Origin of the sequence: Kaistella jeonii (genome assembly GCF_000812865.1) — a bacterium.
Lineage (GTDB): Bacteria > Bacteroidota > Bacteroidia > Flavobacteriales > Weeksellaceae > Kaistella > Kaistella jeonii.
The window spans coordinates 211,785-233,561 of the sequence record NZ_JSYL01000002.1 but is presented as its reverse complement, the minus strand read 5'-3'; the positions used below and the strand labels follow the sequence as shown (position 1 = coordinate 233,561).

Below are 21,777 nucleotides of genomic sequence, written 5' to 3'. Positions count from 1 at the left end.
TTTTTATATTTGATGAAATTCTACTATGAAAACAAAACTACTTATTCCAGCAAACATTTTGATTCCGCTTGCCTTATTTGGTGCAATTTTTACCGTTTTTACAGTGTCATTCGATCTGACATCTTTTGGAATTCCACTCGCAGCCGGAAAATTTCTGACGTATATCGCTTTTCTGTGCAGTTTTCTTGTCGCTCTTGTTTTAATATCTGATGTTTTCAGAAACAACATTCCGGGGAAATATCTCTGGACTTTAGGGTTTTTGATTTCAGGTGGAATTACAGGTTTATTTTATCTGCGAAGCCGGCCGAAATATTTTGTCCAGGCTTGAGGTGAAAGTTTTCTAAATCGATAGGATTCAAAATATTAAAGAGTTTCTTTAAACACTTAATTTGAAAGAGAAGGCGATTTATCGTCTTTTTTTTATTTTAAAACCTTACTTTTGCCACCATTAAAATTTCCATGAGAAGAAAAAAGCAAAATATCGTTTTAGAAAATATTAGATTGGTTTCAGCAGGATCAAAAGGTATTGCAGTAGGAAGAACGGAGGAAGGGAAAACCGTTCTGGTTTCCGGCGCAGTTCCTGGCGATCTGGTCAATGTACGCGTGAAGAAATCGAAATCAAATTATTTTGAAGCTGAAATGATAGAGATTTTAGAAAAGTCGCCTTTCAGAGTAGAGCCAAAATGTATTCACTTCGGAGTTTGCGGCGGTTGCAAATGGCAAAATCTTTCTTATGAAAAACAACTTGATATTAAACAGGACGAAGTTTTTAATAATATTAAAAGAATTGGCGGTTTAGAAGATTTCGAAACATTACCGATTCTCGGAAGTGAAGAGCAGTATTTTTACCGCAATAAAATGGAATTTTCTTTTTCCAACGCACGTTGGTTAACGCAATATGAGATCAGTTCTGAGGAAAATTTTGGTAATCGTGATGCTTTAGGTTTTCATATTCCCGGAATGTGGAGCAAGATTCTTGATCTGAAAGAATGTTGGTTGCAAGAAGAACCTTCTAATTCTATTCGACTTGCAGTGAGAGATTATGCGATCAATAATGGGTTTGAATTTTTCGATGTTAAAGAACAAAAGGGATTTCTTCGAACTTTAATGCTTCGTCAGAATTCCAAAGGAGAATGGATGGTTTTGTTTCAGCTGTATCGGAAAGATGAGGCAAACCGCACGAAATTATTTGATTTCTTACTGGAAAAATTCCCGCAGATCAAAACGTTGGTTTACTGTATCAATTCAAAACAAAATGATTCAATTTACGATCAGGATGTTCAGACTTATTTCGGTGAAGGATTTATCATGGAAGAAATGGATGGTCTGCGATTCAAGATCGGACCGAAATCTTTTTTCCAGACGAATTACAAACAAGCACTAGAATTATACCGTAAAACTTTAGAATTTGCTGATTTAAAAGGCCATGAAGTTGTTTACGATTTATATACCGGAACTGGAACGATTGCGCAATATGTTGCCAGAAATGCGAAACAGGTTATTGGAATAGAATCCGTTCCCGAGGCGATTGAAGCTGCAAAAGAACACGCTAAATTAAATGGTTTAGATAACTGTACTTTTTATTGTGGTGATATGAAAGCTATTTTTAACGATGAATTTTTAGAAAATCATCCAAGAGCTGATGTATTGATCACTGATCCACCAAGAGACGGAATGCATCAAAAAGTAGTGGAGCAAATTCTAAAACTGGCTCCGGAGAAAATTGTTTATGTAAGTTGTAATTCTGCCACACAAGCGAGAGATCTGGCTTTGATGAAAGAACAGTATAAATTGGTGAAAATTCTTCCGGTCGATATGTTTCCACAAACGCATCACGTAGAAAATATTGCACTTTTGGTAAAAATTTAAATTCTACATTTGTTTCATGAAATTTCTTAAAATATTCTGGATATCGATCTTTTTAATTTCCCTCTTTTCCTGCGGAAGTGATGATGATATTTGTCTCGGCGGTGAAGCAACTCCAAGAATGAAACTGAGATTTAAAACCCAGTCTACAGGCAAGCTGAAAACGATGGATTCGCTTTACGTGAATGTAGATTACGGAAATGGTCCGATTTCGGTGGTGGCAAAATCTAAAGTTGATTCTGTACTAATCCCGTTGCGGGTTGATGATGTTCCTTTTACCAAAATTTATGTGGGCATCACAAAAAAGGCGGTAACTTCTGAAATTAAAATTAATTATACCACGAAATCGCAGTACGTTTCTCCTGCGTGTGGAGTTAAAAGAATATATGAAAATGTGACTTCAGTTCTAGACGTTCCGAACCCTGTCTTAGCTGTTGAACAGAATCAAAACCAAATTACCGATGAATCAAAAACTCATTTTTACCTTCTTTTTTAGCCTCTTGTTTTCCTTTGGTTTTGCACAAAAAAAAGACCAGGATACTTTAAAGACAAAATGGAAATATCAACCCAATTTTATGGTTGGTTTTGATCTTTTGAATGCGGGAATTGGAGCATTCTCTGATCGTAAACTTTTTCAGGGATTTGTTTCGTCCCGAATTACCAAAAATATTCATGCCGTGGCTGATGTAGGTTTTGAAAAAAATATTTACCAGAAAAATGGATATGATGCTTCTGCAAATGGTCCTTTTTTGAAATTAGGAGCTTTTTATATGTTGGCGAATGATCGGGAAAATGAACTGAACGGTTTCTACGCGGGCGGAAAAGTGGGAGCTTCATTTTACAAGCAGGAATATAAAGCAGTTCCCGTTCGTGGATTTGGTGGAAGCGCAACTTCTATAGCTTTCCCGCCCTCTTCTCAAAGTTCTTACTGGATCGAAGCAACCATTGGTGGAAGAGTTCAACTTTTTGAATCTCCTTTTTATATTGATATCAATGTACAGCCTAAATATTTAGTGTATTCAACTACGCAGGATGAAATTAAACCGATGATCGTTCCGGGCTTTGGTAAAAGTTCGGCGAAATTCAATATGGGCTTTTCCTGGAATATTGCCTATCACTTTTAAAAGAATACGCATACTATGCAATGAATATCTTATTGATATTTTTTTCGCTGTTATTTTACAATTATTTTCTTAATCTTTTTTGTTCATTTAGATATTCTATAAATTTTCGGTGATATCGATATAAATAAGCTATTAATAGTTCTTATGACTTGTCTTATTTTTTAAAAAATACAAGAAAGTTTAACATTTTTATTTTGATTAGAAGGGAAAAAAATCTACTTTTGGGAAACAATTTTAATAAATTAATCTTATGAAGAAAATTTTTACTTCTTTGCTTTGCGGATTGATGACTACGGCTGCTTTTGCACAATGGAGCCCGACCTCAATGCAAGGTGACAGAATCCGCGCGACATCTAATGTCACAAGTTATTATTCACTAGATCTTGCAACGATGAGATCTACACTTGCCAAAGCGCAAGAAACCGGAAAAAATTCGGTTCCAGTTGAAATTAAAATCCCTACGTTAGATGGTAAAATTGAAAGATTTGCCGTGTACAGTGCGCCCGTAGTTGTAAAAAGTTTGGCAGACCGTTACCAGTTAGGCTCTTATGTAGGAGTAGGTATCGATGATCCAACTGCTCATATTCGTTTTTCTGTTGCTCCAAACGATTTTCAATCGATGGTAGTGAGAAATGGAAAATATGAATTTATCGAGCCTCAAAATAAAGACAAGTCTGTTTACGGAGTTCATCCAAAAACAAACAAATCTGAAGCTGACAAAGCTTTTGTTTGTTCAACATCTGAAGCTCCTTTAACGAAGCAGCAAATTGATAAATTATACATGTCTGGTAAAAGTTTTAACAATAATCCCTCGGATTTTAGCAAAGCTTCTGACAAAAAATACAGAACAATGCGTCTTGCAATGACTACAAATGGAGAATATACTACTTATTTTGGTGGTGTTGCCGGAGCGTTGACTCAAATTAATGCTACAATAACCCGTTGCAATGGTGTTTTCGAAATGGACTTTGGTCTTCATGTGATTCTTCAGGATTTCCCTGCTTTAATTTATACCAATGCTGCGACAGATCCATTTACAACTGCAACACCAACTGGCGTTCCTGCAGCATGGAATTTAGAAACTCAAAAAGCTATTACTGCTGTAGCAGGAGAAGGTAATTACGACATTGGTCATATGTTCGGTGCTTTCGGAGGTGGTGGAAATGCAGGTTGTATTGGTTGTGTTTGTATAAGCCCTACCTTAAATGGAACTGGTATTCCTACTAACAACGGGAAAGGATCAGGTATCACTTCTCCTGCAGATGGAATTCCACAGGGAGATAACTTTGATATTGATTATGTTGCCCACGAAATGGGTCATCAATTAGGAGCAAATCATACTTTTTCTCAAGGTCTGGAAGGTACAGGTCAAAATGTAGAACCAGGTTCTGGATCTACGATTATGGGTTATGCTGGGATTACAGGAGCGAATACAGATGTACAAGCACATTCAGATGCTTATTTCCATATCAATTCTATCATCCAGGTTCAAACGAATTTAATATCTAAAACGTGTGATATTGAAGTGCCAGTTGCTAATAATCCAGCGGTTATTACGCCAATGCCTGATGTTACTATTCCGAAAGGAACTGCTTTTGTATTAACAGCTGAGGCAACGGATCCGGATGGCAATCCAATGACTTACACTTGGGAAGAAGTTGACAATGCAACGGTTGCAATCTCAAAAACTAATTTAGGAACTACAACTTCTGGTGCAAGTTTCCGATCAATTACTGGAACAGCAAGTCCGATACGCTATTTCCCAAAATTTGCAACGGTAATGTCTGGAGTATTAAGTAATCCAAACGGTTGGGAAGCAGTTTCTTCTGTAGCAAGAGCTTCTAATTACAGAGTTACCGTAAGAGATACTCCCGCAGATCCAAAGCAAAGACAAACGCAACAAGCTTTACAGAAAGTAACTGTTAGTGCTAATGGACCTTTCAAAATTACTTCTACGAAAGTGTATAACAACGCTCCAGGACCATTAACTTGGGATGTGGTAGGAACTAATGCAGCTCCTTTTAATGTAGCAAATGTAAAGATTGACTATACGATGGACAATGGAACATCATGGACTGTTTTATCTGCATCTACCCTAAATGATGGGTCAGAAGATTTCAGTTTTGCTTCTTTGCCAACAAATACAGCCTTAAAGATTAGAATTTCTGCAATTGGTAACGTATTTTATGCAGTAGCTCCAGTAACAGTTTCTGCTCTTGTTGCTTGTGACGGAACTGCTCCTGCAGGTCTTGCCGCATCTTCAATTACGACAGTTGGTGCAACAGTTTCTTGGGATCCAATTGCATCTGCAACTTATATCGTAAGATACAAAAAAGCAACAGATGCTACGTGGACTGAAGTAGCAGTAGCAACAAATTCTTATGCTATTACAGGTTTAGAAGAAGGTACTGCATATAATGTGCAAGTTGCAGCAGTTTGTACTGGTACAACCGGTGCTTATTCCGCAACTGTTAATTTTACGACATCAATGATCGCTTATTGTACACTGACTTCTACAAATTCAAATGATGAGTATATTTCTAATGTATCAATTAATGCGGAAGGTGCTGCAGGAGTAAACAGTACTTCTGGTGCCTCTAATTATACCAATTATTCAGCAGATCCTACAAGATTGGTGAAATTGGCGAAAGGAACAACCAATAATACGATTTCCGTAACAAAAGCGTGGCCTTCTACGCAATGGAATGATGCTGTTACTGTATGGATTGATTTTGATAGAAGTGGAACTTTTGATGCGAACGAGGTCGTAATGGCTACAGTTGCAGATAAAACAACACCGGTTACCGAAACTTTCTCTGTTCCAGCAGCGGCTTACTCTGGTAGTAAAACAGTTGGAATGAGAGTAGCTTTAAGATTTAGTACTCCTCAAGCAACACCTTGCGGTACTTATACTTACGGTGAAGTAGAAGATTATGCGGTTCTGATCTCTCCAACCCTTGGAGTAAATGCAGCTACTGTGCAGTCTGCTCAAGTTTATCCAAATCCAGCAATTGATTTGTTAAATATTACTAAAGTTTCCGACAAAGCAACTTACACGATTGTCAATATGGCTGGTCAAGTTGTTGCAAAAGGAAAAATAATTAACAATAAAGTGCAGGTTTCACAATTAGTAAAAGGAGTTTATGTCATTGCTGTTGATAACGGTGGTGAAGTAAGCCAAGTGAAATTTATTAAGAAATAATAATTTTTTCTAAATATTGAAATCCCCAGAATTTTCTGGGGATTTTTTTTGCTGTTTATGGAATTTTTTTTAATTTATATTTAACAGTATTTGGTACTATTTAACCAAACTTTAACCACCGATTTTTACCCAAATTAACGTATTTGTGCGAAAATTCAATTATTTTTGCGCTCTATATGAAGAAACTTTTTCTGCTCGCCACTTTATTTCTTTTAACAGAAGTTCATGCCCAATTCTTTTCCGGGGATATTATCATCAGAGATAATTCTGTGTATTACCTTAATCAGGTATATGTCACCAATATTACGGATCAAAAAACAGTCTATACCGACTATTTTGGTGCATTTAAAATTCCTGCTAAAGTGGGTGATGTTATCCGATTCACTTCTATCATTACTGATCGAAAAGATGTAACAGTTACCGCAGAAAATATTCAAAACATCAATAACTTTGTTGAGCTGAAAGTTGCTTATTACGATATTCAGGAAGTAGTTATTAGCAGATTCAGACCTACAGGAAATCTTCGAAAGGACGTAAGCTCCTTAAAAACTGGGGAGAAAACTTTAGCACTGCAAAAAATGCTTGGTCTTCCTTCTCCGAAAGGAGACGGAACGCCGACCCAACTCCCTGTCGCTGGACTTTCTGGTGGCGGATTAACATTTGGTTTAGACAGTATTTATGACATTCTTTCTGGCGAACGCAAAAAGAAGGAACGAGCTAGCCAATATGAAAAAATGAATGCTACCATTACTGGTATCAAGAATTATTATGGTACTGAATATTTTACGAATCTAAAAATTCCTGCGCCTCTGATTGATAATTTCCTGCAGTTTATCTATACTTCCGATAATCTGTATCCTTACATTCAAGCGAATAATTATGAAGCGGTCGCTATTTATATTGAGAAATATCTGCCGATTTATCAGCGAAGATTAAAAAACTCTCATTTGATGGATTTTAAATAAGGAATAATTTCTTAACTAATATGATTTTCAATATTTTTTTTTAATTTCGCTAACATAACTGTTTATCAATAATTTAATTCTAAATTAGAATCGAATGAATAGCAGTTATGCTGTAAAAATACTAAGTCAAATGTTTTCATTTAAAAATATTTTCTTTCTTTTAATCCTCTTGTCATTTTCTAATCTTTCTGCGCAGAAGAAGAGTAAAGATTACTCCAATATTCTTAACAGTACCAATATTTATGAGATTGATGCCTATTTAAGAGATGCTCATCCCGACGATCCGAAACGGACTGTATTGAAACCCAAACTGGTGAAGATGCTGAAAGAATACATCAGAACTGCGCATGTTGGAGATCAAAGGGTAAAAGATTTTCAGGAAAAAATTGTCTTGTTGCGGAAACGATCTTCTACACGGATCAGTTTCGAGGAGCTGAATGAAATAATTCGCCAGAAGCAAATTGCTAAATTCAAAGAAGAATTACGAAAGAAAGATGGAAGTTCTATCACTTATATCACGACCGTTTATGGCAGTGAATCTGTACCCAATAACGCAACAACTTTTGGCAATTCTGTAGATACCGAAGTTGAGGAGTTTAAGATGTTATTATCTGTAAGTCCCATCGAACATAAAAATAATACGGTAAAAATCCTCAATTCACTTTTTGATAATAATCCAGAAAGCAAGGAAAGTATTGTAATGATTGAAAATCGATCCGACTGTAATCTCATTATGAGAATCGAAGGTGTGGGAAATATGAAATATCGTTTAGCAGTTCCGGCGCATGCACAAAATACAATTGTAGTTTCAAAAGGTGATTATCTTTTCTCCAGTCTGGTTTGTGGAGCGCAGTATGCTTCTCAAAAGACCGTTCAAAAGGCGATCATGGTTGCATTAGGTGATTCTCCTGCAAAATAATTTTAATTAAAAAATAGAAAAGCGTGCAAACTCAAAAATTGTGCGTTTCTGAATAAGAAATGGGTAAAAATAAACAAAAAAGATTCGACGAAAATAAAACGCTTCCCAATGTTTTTCAACCAACCAGAGCTGAAGCAGTCGAAGGCTTTAATATAAAAGGAAAGTGGCGTAGTGAAGTCTTTAAAAATGATAATCCAATTGTTTTGGAATTGGGTTGCGGAAAAGGAGAGTATTCCATAGGTTTGGCAAAAGCGTTCCCAGAGAAAAATTTTATTGGAATTGATATCAAAGGAGCAAGATTTTGGTTCGGTGCCAAAGAAGCTATTGAGAAAAATCTAACCAACGTTGCATTTCTGCGAACTCAAATTGAATTGGTAGACAACTTTTTTGAAACTGATGAGGTCGATGAAATTTGGATCACTTTCCCCGATCCGCAAATTAAATACCGAAGAACGAAACACCGAATGACGCATCCTGAATTTCTGGAAAGGTATCAGAAAATCTTAAAAAAAGACGGCATCATGCACTTGAAAACTGATTCTGAATTTCTGCATGGTTACACTTTAGGTCTGCTTCAAGGTCAAAATCGGGAAATTCTGTTTGCTAATCATGATATTTATGGAGCACCAGAATTCGATCCGGAAACTCCATTGTTAAGAGAAATTAAAACGTATTACGAAACTTTATTCGAGTCAAAAGGAAAAACGATCACCTATATCAAATTTAAATTATAATTTCCCGTTAGAGCATTAATGAAAAAAATTATTTTTACACTCACTGTAGTTACGAGTCTGTCACTTTCAGCACAGAAAAAAAATAAAGATATTTTAAACAGCAAAAACATCAAGGAAATCGAAAGTTTCCTGAAAACGGCACATCCGGATGATGGCAGAAGAACGGTATTGAAATCGAAACTGATCGCACTTAAAAATGCGGCTTGGATGAAGCCCGATCAGCAGAAAGCATTCAATTTAAAACCATCCTATATCGAAATTCCGAAAGCTGTTATGCAGCAAAAAGATAATAATGAAGTAGAAGAATTTAAAAAACTCCTCTCAGAAAATTCCAAAAAGCACGAAGAGAAAACGGTGAAATTATTAAATCAGCTTTTCGAAAACGATGTTACAAATAAAGAGGCAATTCTTTTGATGCAAAATAATTCGGACTGTAATATGATCGTGAGAATTCAAGGTAAAGAATTTTACAATTTAGCGGTTCCGGCTCATGGCGAAAATTCGGTGGTCATTAAAAAAGGCGATTATCAATTGAGAAGTAATGTTTGTGATGCCTTTTATACCTCTACCAAATCGATCGCTAAGAATATGTTGGTCATTCTAAATAAACCAGTGGTTAATTTTCTGAGTACAACTTATGCGCAAAATAAAAATGGTGCTTCTTATTAATAGAAAGTAAACCCTTTTACTTACCAAAAACAAGGCACAAAAACAAGTCACAAAAAAAGGTTCAGAAGTAATTCTGAACCTTTTTATATTTGAAGATAAAATCTTATTCTGCTGCAGTTGCAGGAGTTTCAGAATCGAAATCAGCATCAGCATCAGCTGAAACTTTTTCTCCTTCTTCTTTAGATTTTTCTTTATCTGCTTTTCTTTGAGACAAACCATCTTTGATAGAAGCTGAAACAACGCTCAACAACATATCGATAGATTTAGATGCATCATCATTTCCAGGAATTACATATTCTACTTTTCTTGGATCAGAGTTTGTATCAACGATCGCAAAAATTGGAATACCCAATTTTTTAGCCTCAGTTACAGCGATATGTTCTTTCATAATATCAACAATAAATAATGCTGATGGAAGACGCACCATGTCAGAAATTGAACCTAAATTTTTCTCCAGGTTTGCTCTTTGACGATCAACCTGTAGTCTTTCTTTTTTAGATAAAGTTTCGAAAGTACCATCTTTCTTCATTTTATCAATGTGGTTCATTTTCTTAACAGCTTTACGGATGGTAACAAAGTTTGTTAACATTCCTCCTGGCCATCTTTCAGTAATATAAGGCATATTAAGTTCAGCTGCATATTTCGCTACAACTTCTTTCGCTTGCTTTTTAGTCGCTACGAAAAGAACTTTTTTACCTGCAGAAGTGATTTTTTCTAAAGCTGTACAAGCTTCATCTAATTTCACTGCCGTTTTATGTAAGTCTACGATGTGAATACCGTTTTTCTCCATAAAAATGTATGGAGCCATATTTGGATTCCACTTTCTGGTCATGTGACCAAAGTGTACTCCTGCCTCTAAAAGGTCTTTAACATTTGCTTTTGCCATGTCTCTTTTTTGTTTTTAGTTTACGTGCCGCTTTATGCAATCAACGATTTCTTTGATGGGAGAAATGTTTGGGTGCTAAACTAACGGGGCATTTTGTGATTAAAAATAAATTTTTGTAAAAAGAATTGAAATAAGAAAATAAATTCTCTGATCTCTGTTCTCCAAATCTCACGTTGAATATTAACGTTTTGAGAACTGGAATTTCTTTCTTGCTTTTTTCTGACCTGGTTTCTTTCTTTCTACCATTCTTGCGTCTCTCGTAAGCAATCCGTGTGGCTTCAAAAGCAAACGGTTTTCTTCATTGATTTCGCACATAGCTCTAGAAATAGCGAGTCTGATTGCTTCAGCCTGACCTGTAATTCCACCACCGAAAACATTCACAGTTACGTCATATTGACCTACTGTTTCTGTTAACAAAAATGCCTGATTCACTTTGTAAACCAAAACGTCAGTTCCGAAGTATTCCTTAGAATCCTTTTTGTTTATCGTGATCGCACCAGAACCTGGTCTCACGTAAACTCTTGCAACAGAAGTTTTTCTTCTTCCGATTTTATGAACTATTGACATATTAATTATTTGAATTCGTTAATATTAATTACTTTCGGCTGCTGAGCTTCATGTTTATGTTCTGTTCCTTCATATAAATAAAGGTTCTTGAACAATTGATTCCCTAATTTAGTTTTTGGGATCATTCCTTTTACAGATTTTTCCAATACTTTCAAAGAATCTTTCTTTTGAAGTTCGAGCGCAGTCATTGACTTTTGACCACCTGGATAACCAGTATGCCAAATGTAAGTTTTGTCAGCCCACTTGTTTCCGGAAAGAGTAATCTTTCCAGCATTCAAAACGATCACATTGTCTCCGCAATCTGCGTGAGGGGTGAAATTCGTTTTGTGCTTACCTCTCAAAATCTTTGCAACCTTAGAAGCTAATCTTCCTAAAGGTTGTCCTTCAGCGTCTACCACAACCCATTCTTTATTTGCAGTAGCTTTGTTAGCTGAGACGGTTTTGTAACTTAATGTATTCACACTTTTTTCGTTTACGATTAAACATAATTTTTCCCTTAAAAAGGGTGTGCAAAGCTATGAAATATTTTTCTATCTGAAAACCTTTTGCCAATATTTATTGCAATCATTTGGAAAAGAAAATCTTAGAAGTTGTGATCGTTCTCTATCTTAATGGTTAATAGCACGATAAATTGCCTAATTCCGCAGTGATTTTGAAGGTTTGAAGCTTGCGATCAAATAGTACGCAACGAAAACCATGGAGAATTTAATGACTGAAGGTACAGCGAGTTCCAGACCGAAAAGCAAAAATCCGATCAGGACTAACAAGCCCATTCCAAGAAAAGAAATTCCCAGTTTTTGAGGCAATGTAAATTTTGGATCATCCAGAAAATAAGCCATTCCCCACGCAGAACCAAACGCAAATCCGTAATACAGATCCAGTTCCCAGCCTTGACTTCCCAAGAGAAAGTAATTCAATAAAAAACTGACTGCGGTTCCACCTGTTAAATAAAGGAGTGCTCTTTTCATTCTTAAATTTTGGCAAAAATATCGAAAATTAAATAATCCCTGGCTTTAAATTGATTTTCTGTTAAACCTGGAAAAGAATATTTTATTTTAACGGTCTTTCATTCAATTGTTTAAGATAACTTTTAAAATTTTATTTAATTCATTATCTTTGAAGACAACCGAAATTATATTATGAATCAAGAAAAATATACGCCGAAAAATAAAGTGAGAGTCGTAACCGCCGCTTCTTTATTTGATGGACACGACGCTGCTATTAATATTATGAGAAGAATGATTCAGGCGACAGGAGCCGAAGTTATTCATCTTGGCCACGATAAATCTGCGGAAGAAGTGGTGGATTGCGCGATTCAGGAAGATGCAAATGCGATCGCCTTAACTTCTTACCAAGGTGGTCACAACGAATATTTCAAGTATATCTACGATCTTCTGCGCGAAAAAGGTGCACCTCAAATTAAGATTTTTGGTGGTGGTGGTGGAGTAATTCTTCCGGAAGAAATCAGAGAATTAATGGAGTACGGGATCGATCGTATTTATTCGCCAGATGATGGCCGCGAAATGGGATTACAGGGAATGATCAATGATCTGGTACAGAAATCTGATTTTGCCACTGGAGAACATATCCAAGTTTCAGATTTGGACAAAATTAAATTTGAAGATTCAAAATCAATCGCAGAAGTAATTTCAGCCGTAGAAAATTTCTCTGATGAAAAACCTGATCTCGTAAAAGCAATTGACGAACAAGCAAAAGATTCTAAAATTCCAATTATCGGAATCACCGGAACGGGTGGAGCTGGAAAATCTTCTTTAACGGATGAACTGGTTCGCCGATTTTTACGTTCCAATCCGGAGCAGAAAATTGCCATTGTTTCTGTAGATCCTTCCAAAAAGAAAACAGGTGGAGCTTTGTTAGGTGATAGAATTCGAATGAATTCCATTAATGATCCGCGTGTTTACATGCGTTCAATGGCAACTCGGGAGAATAACGTTTCTGTTTCCCCATATATTCATTCGGCTTTAAATATTTTAAAATTAGCTAAACCTGATGTTATCATTTTGGAAACTTCCGGAATTGGACAATCGGGTTCCGAAATTACTGATATTGCAGATGTTTCCATGTATGTTATGACGCCTGAATATGGTGCATCCACGCAGCTGGAAAAAATTGACATGCTGGATTATGCAGATCTGATCGCTTTAAATAAATCGGATAAACGTGGCGCTTTAGATGCGTTGCAGGCAGTTCGTAAAACCTATCAGAGAAATCACACGGCATTTGATAAACCTTTGGAAGAAATGCCGGTTTTCTTTACGAAAGCCAGTCAGTTCAATGATTACGGAACCACCGAATTATACAATGCTTTAATTAACAAAGTCAACGAAAAATTAGTTGAGACTGTTGGTGAAAATTCACCGAAGTTTCAAGAATTTGTGGAACAGAATATTTCTGAAGACACTACCGTAATTCCACCAAAACGGGTGCGATACCTTTCTGAAATCGTAGAAAGCAATCACGCTTATGATAAAGAAGTAGAAAATCAGGCTTTGATCGCAAAGAAAATGTATTTGTTAGAAGGCGCAAGAGTTTTGATCACCGACGATCAGCACACAACCGATAAACTGGAAAAAGTTTTCCTCAAAACTAAAAAGGAACTCTCTGAAGAAAATATCGCTTTTCTAAAAGGCTGGAAACATTTCAAAGAAGAAATGTCCGGAGATGCTTATTCTTACTTCGTGCGTGGAAAAGAAATCAAAGTAGAAACGAAATATGAATCTTTATCCCATTTAAAAATTCCAAAACTTTCTTTACCGAAATTTCAGGATTGGGGTGATCTGTTACGTTGGAAAGGTCAGGAAAATGTTCCGGGACAATTTCCTTACACGGCAGGATTATTTCCTTTTAAAAGAACGGGTGAAGATCCAACAAGAATGTTTGCCGGAGAAGGCGGACCGGAAAGAACGAATCGTAGATTCCATTATGTTTCCGCAGATATGGACGCAAAACGTTTGTCAACCGCTTTTGATTCAGTGACTTTATACGGACAAGATCCCGCTTTACCACCGGATATTTATGGGAAGATCGGAAATGCCGGAGTTTCTATCGCAACATTAGATGATGCGAAAAAGTTGTATTCAGGTTTTGATTTGGTGAATGCGATGACTTCTGTTTCAATGACGATTAATGGTCCAGCTCCAATGTTGCTCGCCTTTTTCATGAATGCGGCCATCGATCAGAATGTAGAAAAATATTTATCAGAAAATAATCTTTGGGACGGAGTTGAGGCAAAATTAAAAGTCAAATTTGATGATCAAGGTTTAAAAAGACCAGCTTACGAAGGCGAACTTCCAAAAGGAAATAATGGTTTAGGTTTAAAATTATTAGGAATTACAGGTGATGAAGTAATTGATGCCGAAGTCTACAATAAAATTAAAGCAGAAACCATCGCAAATGTTCGTGGAACGGTTCAGGCAGATATATTAAAGGAAGATCAGGCACAAAATACCTGTATTTTTTCAACTGAATTTGCTTTAAGATTAATGGGCGATGTTCAGCAATATTTCATTGATGAGAAAGTGAGAAATTTTTATTCAGTTTCAATTTCCGGGTATCACATTGCAGAAGCGGGGGCAAATCCGATTTCTCAGTTGGCATTTACTTTGGCAAATGGATTCACGTACGTAGAATATTATTTGAGCCGCGGAATGAATATCAATGATTTCGCACCGAATTTATCTTTCTTCTTTTCTAATGGACTGGATCCGGAATATGCTGTAATTGGTAGAGTAGCGCGTAGAATCTGGGCAAAAGCAATGAAATTGAAATACCACGCCAACGAAAGATCTCAAATGTTGAAATATCATATTCAAACCTCCGGAAGATCTTTGCATGCGCAGGAAATTGACTTTAATGATATCAGAACGACATTGCAGGCATTGTATGCGATTTATGATAACTGTAATTCGCTTCATACCAATGCTTATGATGAGGCAATCACGACTCCGACTGAAGATTCAGTTCGTAGAGCAATGGCAATTCAGCTCATCATTAATAAGGAATTAGGTTTAGCAAAAAACGAAAATCCGTTGCAAGGCTCATTTATTATTGAAGAATTAACAGATTTAGTAGAGGATTCAGTTTATACCGAATTCGACAGAATCACTGAAAGAGGCGGCGTTCTTGGTGCGATGGAAACCATGTATCAACGTTCAAAAATTCAGGAGGAAAGTATGCATTACGAAATGCTGAAACACACCGGAGAATTTCCGATTATCGGCGTGAATACCTTCTTAGGAAAAGATGGTTCACCAACGGTTCGTCCCGGTGAAGTTATTCGTTCGACGGAAGAAGAAAAGCAGGTTCAAATTAAAAATTTAGAAAACTTCCAGAAATCTCACGCTGATAAAAGCGACGGGATTTTGAAAGATCTACAGACTTCCGCCATCAATCAGGAAAATTTATTTGCAAAAATGATGGAAGCCGTGAAATACTGTTCACTCGGACAAATCACCAATGCTTTATTTGAAGTGGGCGGAATGTATCGAAGAAATATGTAGATCAATTATTTAAATCTTCATTTATTTACCAACCGTGTCAAATTTCAAAATCTTGACACGGTTTTTTTTATTAATTTTTTCAATGACGTTAATTTTCGTTAAATCAGATAATTACGATCTTCCTTTGAAAATCATTTTTTACATTTACGTCAATATTAATTTAATAGAAATTATGGAAAATACGAATTGTACCTGCAACTGCGAATCTTGCAAATCAGGAGACTGTAAAAAATGTACGTGTACCAATTGTACTTGCAAAGGCTGTACGTGCGAAAAGTAGGTCATTGAGAGAACAACAATAATTAATATATAGGGCCATCAAATTTTTAAAGGTTTGAGGGTCTTTTTTATACTTTTTAAAAGCAAAAATTTAAACAAATAAAAAATTTAGTAAATGAATATTACGTTATCGCAAGCTGAAAAATTGATTTCAGCAGCACAGGAAAAAGCCAGATCAATCGAATGTAAAATGAATATCGCCGTAGTCGACGGTGGCGCAAACTTAGTTGCTTTCGCAAGAATGGACGGCGCTTGGTTAGGATCATTGGATATCTCAATTAAGAAAGCAAAAACAGCAAGATTTTTTGATATGAATTCCGGGGAGATCGGAAATCTTTCTCAACCCGGAGGTTCGCTTTACAACATCGAACATTCCAACGGTGGTTTAATTACTTTCCCGGGCGGAATTCCAATTAAAAATGCTGAAGGTGAAATTATTGGCGCGATTGGAGTAAGCGGAAGTTCTGTTGAAAATGATCATGCGGTTGCAAGTGCAGGTTCAGAAGCCTTGTAAAGTTTAAAAAAATGCAGGGGTAGATCCTAAAAAATAATCACAGTTTGAAAAATTTTTAATGGATTATTTAAAATAAATTTATTTTTTATGATCTTGTTACTATGCATTGGACGGTATCTTCAAATTTTAGTAACTTTATAAAAAATTAATATGAAAAAGTTAGCGGTATTTTTAATGATTGCTTCTTCCAGCATAATTTATGCGCAATCGATTCTTGGAACTTATACGCAATCGGCTTTTCTGGCACCGGACAAAATTCGGGATGCCGCTACAAAAGATCTCGTAATTACAAAAGATCCGGTGAAGAAAAATGTGATCTGGATCTCTAATTTATTAGGAAACAGTAGAATTTATGCCGTAGCCAATACAAAAACTGAAGATGCCGAAGTATATAGTATTCCTCCACAGACTGCTTTTGGATATGCGGTAAAGTTAGGGTGCATCGCTTACAAAACCGAGGACAGCGAAATCAGTATTTCCCTGAATAACAAAACCAATTGTCTGGGCATGTCACAATCAGATTACAGCAATATCTCTGTCGGAAAAAATGGAATAAAAACGAAGGATATTTCCATGAATTCAAAAGGAGCAAAAATTGACGTAGCAAAGGTTTTGGCGGGTGTTCAATATGTCGGTAAGAAGAATTAATTAAAATTTTTTTGTAAAATTTGAAAAGTCTCAATATTTCTTTGAGACTTTTTTTTGTGTAAAATTTAGAAAAGTCTGTGCTTCAATATTCTTTTTTTTATATTTGAAAAAATGCCGGTTTTTATGAATTCAAAAAAAATTCTATATTTTGCTTTTCTGCTCTTCATTATTTCCTGTAAATCTGAAAAGGAAAAATTTGCGGCGCAACCAATTTCTCCCGAAGTTATTGTTGAAAATGCCGTCAATCAGTTCGAAAAAAGTATATTGAAAGATAAAATTGATTCTGTCTTTTCCAAGTATCATTTCAACGGTTCTGTGGCAGTTCTGAAAGGTGAAAATATGTTATATCAAAAAAGTGAAGGATTTCAAAATTTTAAGGATAAGGCTAAACTCGATAGCAATTCGGTTTTTGCAATTGCCTCCATCAGTAAACAATTTACCGCGGTTCTAATATTGCTTCAGGAAGATCAAGTCCAACTTAACACAGAAGATAAAGTTTCAAAATATCTGAAAGGCTTTGAAAAAAACGGCTTTGAAAATATCAGCATTAAGAATTTATTAAATCATACCTCAGGAATCAGTGATTCTGGAAATGGATTGCTTTCAAAACCCGGAGAAAAATTTCATTATTCTAACAAAGGATATCGGCTGTTGGGCGAAATTATTGAAAAAGTTTCAGGGAAATCTTACGATGAAAACGCGCTCGAACTTTTTAAAAAAGTTGGAATGACCAATTCTTCTACTGCTAATTTATCGCAGGGAAATCATCTTGCAGGAGCTTTCTTAGGGAATTCCAAAAAATTTCAGGAAATTGTAAATATGCCGAAACGTCTTGCCAACAAAGAAATCTCCGTTCCTGCCGGCGGAATATTGACCACCGTTTCTGATCTTCATCTCTGGAATACCAAACTATATGGCGGCCAAATTCTGAAGCCGGAAACTTTAAAAAAAATGACTGAAAAATCAGCGGATAGAAATCATCCGGTTTTTGGAAAAATGGAATATGGTTTCGGAATTATGATTAATACTGCACCTCGTTCTTATTTTCATTCAGGTTATGTAAAAGGTGCGCCGTCGCTCAATATTTATTATCCCGAAACTAAAACCTCAGTCATTATTTTGTCCAATATTGCTAATGAGGCGATAGGAAAAAATGCGATTTTTAATCCTCATAAAGAAATAAAAAAGATTACAGATTCAGCTCAAAACAAAGTAGTTGAGTTGCGGACGGAAATGTTGAAGCCACTTTCTTCGCTGTAATAGATTTCTTTTCATTCCAAAAAAAATGGTTTCAGCACTGCCGAAACCATTTTTTAATACTATCTCTGAAAGTTCTTAAGATTGAAAACCATCCATCACTTTTAATGATGCTAAGGCTTTGTCCACCGAATTTTTCTGAGTTTGAACCATATCTTTTACATCTTGTGGTAAAACTTCTTTGGTTAACATGTCTCCGTACTCTGCGGAAAATGCTTCTTCACCACGAATTGCTTCTGCGTAGATCGCATTGTCTCCATCTGTAAATGCGTCTCTGATTGCGATCCAGGTTCTGTGCAGATCTCCCACAATACTTGTTCCTTTGTGCGGTTCGCCACCATATTTAGAAATTAATGCTTTGATCTGATGTCCGAAATCATATCTGTTTTGAGCTTGAGCATCAAAATAAGATTTCAGAGAAGTGTGCTCAATTTTTTCAGCAACTTCTTTATATCCTTTTTCAGCGTCGTAATTTTTGGTCAGTAAATCGTTTAATAAGCTAACTACTTTGTCGTTTTCCATTGTAATATTATTTAATGTTATTTCCTTTATTAGTGCACAAAACATTCCAATTTCAGAGGAATAGTAAGATTTAACTTAGTTTAACAATAGTAAATTTCTCGATGGAAAAAAAATTAAAATTCGAACTCTCCAATCAAAACGCCATCGCCGTTTCCTTCTTTTGATTTTTTCTGATTTTGAAAAATAACGAGTTTTCTTTCCTGTTTTCCGGTAGCGTAATTAAGATAGATCTCCGCTAAGATCGCAGTTGGTCCACTCAAAGTCACCTGGTTTTCTCCATAGAAATTGGTTTCTATTTTATATTTTCCTTTGATGGCTTTCTTTAATAAAAATTGTTCCGGTCCGAATCCTCCCGTGAAATCATCGCTCAATCTTCCGCCGAGCGCCGTTTTTTTATTAGAATACATGCATTTTTCCCCGTTCGGATCGGTCACCCAAAGATCAATATCGGTATTGTCTTTATTCCAGTTCAGAACGACGCGAATATTGACAGGTAGATCTGTTATTAATTTTGGATTAATTTTACTTAGATCGAGTTTATTGCCGTTTCTGGAGACCAATTCATTTAATTCCATGATGATGGTTTCTTCTATTCCATTATCTCGGTTTGCGAGTTCCTGCGTGTACGATCTATTCAAAATTTTGTAAAGATTATTCAAAGCTTCCTGTGGTTTCCCCTCATCTTCCAGTGCTAATGCATAATCGCGGTAACTGTGAGGATCCATCGGTCGCCACTCCATAATTTTTTTAGCGATCCAGACTTGTTTGTCATTGATATTCTGTTCTTTTAATTTGTAAATCAGGAGTTTGTACAATTCTTCATTTTCAAGATCCAGATCCGCAATTGAACTCAAAACCTTTAAACCTAATTTTCCATTATTTTTTTGCAAGAGCAGATTTGCCACATCAAAATAGAAAGTCGGTGTTTGAATATAATTTTCTCTTTGCACCAAATATTGCGAATAAATACTTTCTGCAGAATTTAATTTGTCAAAAAACTTCATGTATTCCTGATCAGATTTCACATCGATGGTAGTGATCTTTCCTTTTGCGATGTTTTCTATTTCAGCGGATTTGTTATTACTGACTTCATCGTCACTCCTGCTTTTATTACTGGCTGAACTAATTCCTCTAACTGTGACTACTTCCTGAATATCTTGAGTCCGCTCTGCAGAATTATTTCCACGAATTTGAACGCCCTGAACCTGACCGGATAATTCGGTGTGAACTTCAGAATTATTGACTGATGGCGCTTGATTTTGACGATCCAACGGTTTTGGATATTTTTTCGAACTTTTAAAATCAGTATTCCACCATTTTTTCAGATCTTCCGTCATCAGTTCCGCTTTCTCCATCAAATTCGTCATTCGGGCATCTCTTTGATCTCGGTTTCCTTTTATGATTTGATCATATTCTGCCCGCAATTCTGCAGGTGGAAAAATTTCGTAACGTGCATAATCCTGTACATTTTCTAAGACAATTAAACTCGTGTTATTGGTGGCGATACCAAACTGTTTACCTAAATCCTCAATATCTTCTTTATTTTTCTCTCCAAAAAGCTCCAGTTCAGAAATCTTTTTTTGTGCCCAAAATTTCGAAATATCCCAGTCTTTGGTGCTTTGGTTTTCAGCGTTAATGGTGATTACTATTTCTTGAGAAACCTTATTTCCAAAGCCGAAAAGTAAAGTGATTGAAGTTTTTCCCTGATTTGAAATCCCGGTCAATACCACGTTATTATTAATAGTTTGTGGAAGTTGTGGATAAACTTCACTCACATCCGAACCAGGTTTAATACCCAGAAATTTTAGATTTTGGAAAAGTAATTTTTTTACTTCCTGCGCAGGTAAATTTTGATTGATATTTAAAAGTTCACCACCTGTTTTTAAACTGATGAATTTCATCTGACTGAAGTTAGCTTTCGGCGAAGAAATGATGGTATAAACGGGTTTGTTTAAAGTTAGATTTAAATCACCAAAAGTAGAGAGTCCATCAGAAAAGAGAACATATTCCTCCACATTCAGATTCTTTATTTCTCCGAAGTCTGTTCCTCCATCGTAGGTTAGAGTTTTTAAAAAAGTTTTTAATTCCGCCCAGTTTCCATTAGTAATTTTAAAGCTTTTGCTTTCTTCAAATTCATTGCTGAGAAGTGCTAATTTGACATTGATATTTTTTGCCACTTTAAAATATTCCTCCAGTAATTCAAATTCTTTTTCGTGATCGCGTTTTAAACCACTCAAAGAATTATCCCAAATAATGCCGATCGTCTGCGGAATTTTTTTTGAAATTGAAGAAGCCGTCACGGGAACATTTGCTAAAAAATAAAATTGATCGTCACTCGCTTTCTGCATCAAAACAGAATTTTCTTCATTATTTTGAGGAAGATTAATTCGCAGGTTTTCTGTCGTTTTATAATTAGATCTTTTAGTTTCGGCAACCCAAACATTTCCATTCTTTTTAAAATCAAAACTTCCATCGGGTCTTTCTTCTAATTGTGGCATTGTGCTGTTTTCAAAAACCGTAGTTTTTAAACTAAAAAGAGGAATAGGAGCTTTATAATCCAGCGGTAAAAAATACTCGAGATTATTTCCCGATTTTTTTAATTCTTGATTATAAGTAATTTGAACGGTTCTTTCTCCATTGGCGAGAACGGGATAAATACGCGTCCGAAAATTATTTCCCTCTACTTTTTCCAAAATTCCGGGATCAACGCTTCTTTTCTCAATACTTTCAAAAACTTCTTTCGCCCTGGCTTTTTCAACGGGAACTGCATTGCGTAATTTTCCGTTAATATCTAAAGCGTAACCACTTACGGAAACGTTTTCCGGCAAAGGAAATGTTATTCTGCCTTCTAATATTCTGCTGGAATTATTTTTAAAAACCATTGTTGCAACGGTGGTAGAAATATTTCCCGTGATCTTAATGTCATAATTCAAACTTTGAAGAATTACCTCGTTATTCATTTTATAATCTCCATTTTTCGAAGCAATTTCTAAGATGGGAATTTGAGCGAAAAACAAATTTGAAAACAGCAAAAACGAGAAAAGAGTTGACAATTTTTTCATAAGACAGAAGATTTTTTATTTGACATCACGTATTGTTTAAAGT

Annotated in this window: 19 protein-coding genes; 13 read left to right on the top strand and 6 right to left on the bottom strand. The window is 35.8% G+C overall.

The annotated features are described in order from the left end of the window. Nucleotides 1-25 precede the first annotated feature (25 nt). The 9 genes from OA86_RS03655 to OA86_RS03615 all read left to right on the top strand — a co-directional run bounded on the left by OA86_RS03655 (nt 26) and on the right by OA86_RS03615 (nt 9,479). Nucleotides 26-328 (top strand): hypothetical protein, encoded by a 303-nt coding sequence (locus OA86_RS03655; protein WP_039349025.1) that lies wholly within the window; start codon nt 26-28, stop codon nt 326-328. A 131-nt stretch (nt 329-459) separates the two neighbouring features. Further along, nucleotides 460-1,869 (top strand): 23S rRNA (uracil(1939)-C(5))-methyltransferase RlmD, encoded by a 1,410-nt coding sequence (gene rlmD / locus OA86_RS03650; RefSeq protein ID WP_039349020.1) that lies wholly within the window; start codon nt 460-462, stop codon nt 1,867-1,869. A 16-nt stretch (nt 1,870-1,885) separates the two neighbouring features. Further along, entirely contained in the window at nt 1,886-2,362 is a 477-nt protein-coding gene (locus OA86_RS03645; protein WP_039349017.1) for a DUF6452 family protein, read from the top strand. Beyond that, on the top strand, nt 2,328-2,990 hold the full coding sequence (locus OA86_RS03640) for a DUF6048 family protein (protein ID WP_039349015.1): 663 nt from the start codon (nt 2,328-2,330) through the stop codon (nt 2,988-2,990). The genes OA86_RS03645 and OA86_RS03640 overlap by 35 nt, the downstream gene beginning before the upstream one ends. 250 nt (nt 2,991-3,240) lie before the next feature. Further along, the gene (locus OA86_RS03635) at nt 3,241-6,192 is read left to right on the top strand and encodes a reprolysin-like metallopeptidase (protein ID WP_039349012.1); all 2,952 of its coding nucleotides are present in this window, start codon (nt 3,241-3,243) and stop codon (nt 6,190-6,192) included. A gap of 176 nt (nt 6,193-6,368) precedes the next feature. Beyond that, nucleotides 6,369-7,157: a hypothetical protein gene (locus tag OA86_RS03630; protein WP_039349009.1), complete on the top strand. Its 789-nt coding sequence runs from the start codon at nt 6,369-6,371 to the stop codon at nt 7,155-7,157. Nucleotides 7,158-7,251: 94 nt separating this feature from the next. Continuing rightward, a complete protein-coding gene (locus tag OA86_RS03625) occupies nt 7,252-8,076 on the top strand; it encodes a DUF6759 domain-containing protein (protein WP_246008019.1) in 825 nt (274 codons plus the stop codon). A gap of 59 nt (nt 8,077-8,135) precedes the next feature. Then, entirely contained in the window at nt 8,136-8,810 is a 675-nt protein-coding gene (gene trmB / locus OA86_RS03620; protein WP_039349006.1) for a tRNA (guanosine(46)-N7)-methyltransferase TrmB, read from the top strand. Between the two features lie 18 nt (nt 8,811-8,828). After that, entirely contained in the window at nt 8,829-9,479 is a 651-nt protein-coding gene (locus OA86_RS03615; RefSeq protein ID WP_039349003.1) for a DUF6759 domain-containing protein, read from the top strand. 103 nt (nt 9,480-9,582) lie between these two features. Here OA86_RS03615 and rpsB read toward each other — a convergent pair whose 3' ends face one another. From rpsB to OA86_RS03595, 4 genes are all read right to left on the bottom strand, one after another. Continuing rightward, nucleotides 9,583-10,365: a 30S ribosomal protein S2 gene (gene rpsB / locus OA86_RS03610; RefSeq protein ID WP_039349000.1), complete on the bottom strand. Its 783-nt coding sequence runs from the start codon at nt 10,363-10,365 to the stop codon at nt 9,583-9,585. Nucleotides 10,366-10,545: 180 nt separating this feature from the next. Beyond that, nucleotides 10,546-10,932, bottom strand: coding sequence for a 30S ribosomal protein S9 (rpsI, locus tag OA86_RS03605; RefSeq protein WP_039348997.1), 387 nt, complete (start codon nt 10,930-10,932; stop codon nt 10,546-10,548). Between the two features lie 5 nt (nt 10,933-10,937). Further along, a complete protein-coding gene (rplM, locus tag OA86_RS03600) occupies nt 10,938-11,393 on the bottom strand; it encodes a 50S ribosomal protein L13 (protein WP_034721149.1) in 456 nt (151 codons plus the stop codon). Between the two features lie 174 nt (nt 11,394-11,567). Then, entirely contained in the window at nt 11,568-11,900 is a 333-nt protein-coding gene (locus tag OA86_RS03595; RefSeq protein WP_039348990.1) for a hypothetical protein, read from the bottom strand. A gap of 171 nt (nt 11,901-12,071) precedes the next feature. On the opposite strand from OA86_RS03595, the gene OA86_RS03590 reads away from it, so the two are divergent. The 4 genes from OA86_RS03590 to OA86_RS03575 all read left to right on the top strand — a co-directional run bounded on the left by OA86_RS03590 (nt 12,072) and on the right by OA86_RS03575 (nt 18,153). Continuing rightward, complete coding sequence (locus OA86_RS03590) at nt 12,072-15,452, top strand: methylmalonyl-CoA mutase family protein (RefSeq protein WP_039348987.1); 3,381 nt, start codon at nt 12,072-12,074, stop codon at nt 15,450-15,452. Nucleotides 15,453-15,846: 394 nt separating this feature from the next. After that, nucleotides 15,847-16,245, top strand: a complete 399-nt coding sequence (locus OA86_RS03585) for a GlcG/HbpS family heme-binding protein (protein WP_039348984.1) — start codon at nt 15,847-15,849, stop codon at nt 16,243-16,245. A gap of 150 nt (nt 16,246-16,395) precedes the next feature. Beyond that, nucleotides 16,396-16,893 carry a hypothetical protein gene (locus OA86_RS03580; protein ID WP_039348980.1) on the top strand — a complete coding sequence of 166 codons (498 nt, stop codon included), beginning with the start codon at nt 16,396-16,398 and terminating at the stop codon, nt 16,891-16,893. 123 nt (nt 16,894-17,016) lie between these two features. Next, nucleotides 17,017-18,153 carry a serine hydrolase domain-containing protein gene (locus tag OA86_RS03575; RefSeq protein ID WP_052257416.1) on the top strand — a complete coding sequence of 379 codons (1,137 nt, stop codon included), beginning with the start codon at nt 17,017-17,019 and terminating at the stop codon, nt 18,151-18,153. A 75-nt stretch (nt 18,154-18,228) separates the two neighbouring features. Here OA86_RS03575 and OA86_RS03570 read toward each other — a convergent pair whose 3' ends face one another. Together OA86_RS03570 and OA86_RS03565 are read right to left on the bottom strand one after the other, a co-directional pair. Beyond that, on the bottom strand, nt 18,229-18,672 hold the full coding sequence (locus tag OA86_RS03570; RefSeq protein WP_039348977.1) for a ferritin-like domain-containing protein: 444 nt from the start codon (nt 18,670-18,672) through the stop codon (nt 18,229-18,231). A 113-nt stretch (nt 18,673-18,785) separates the two neighbouring features. Continuing rightward, on the bottom strand, nt 18,786-21,734 hold the full coding sequence (locus OA86_RS03565; protein WP_039348972.1) for a DUF2135 domain-containing protein: 2,949 nt from the start codon (nt 21,732-21,734) through the stop codon (nt 18,786-18,788). Between the last annotated feature and the right edge of the window lie 43 nt (nt 21,735-21,777).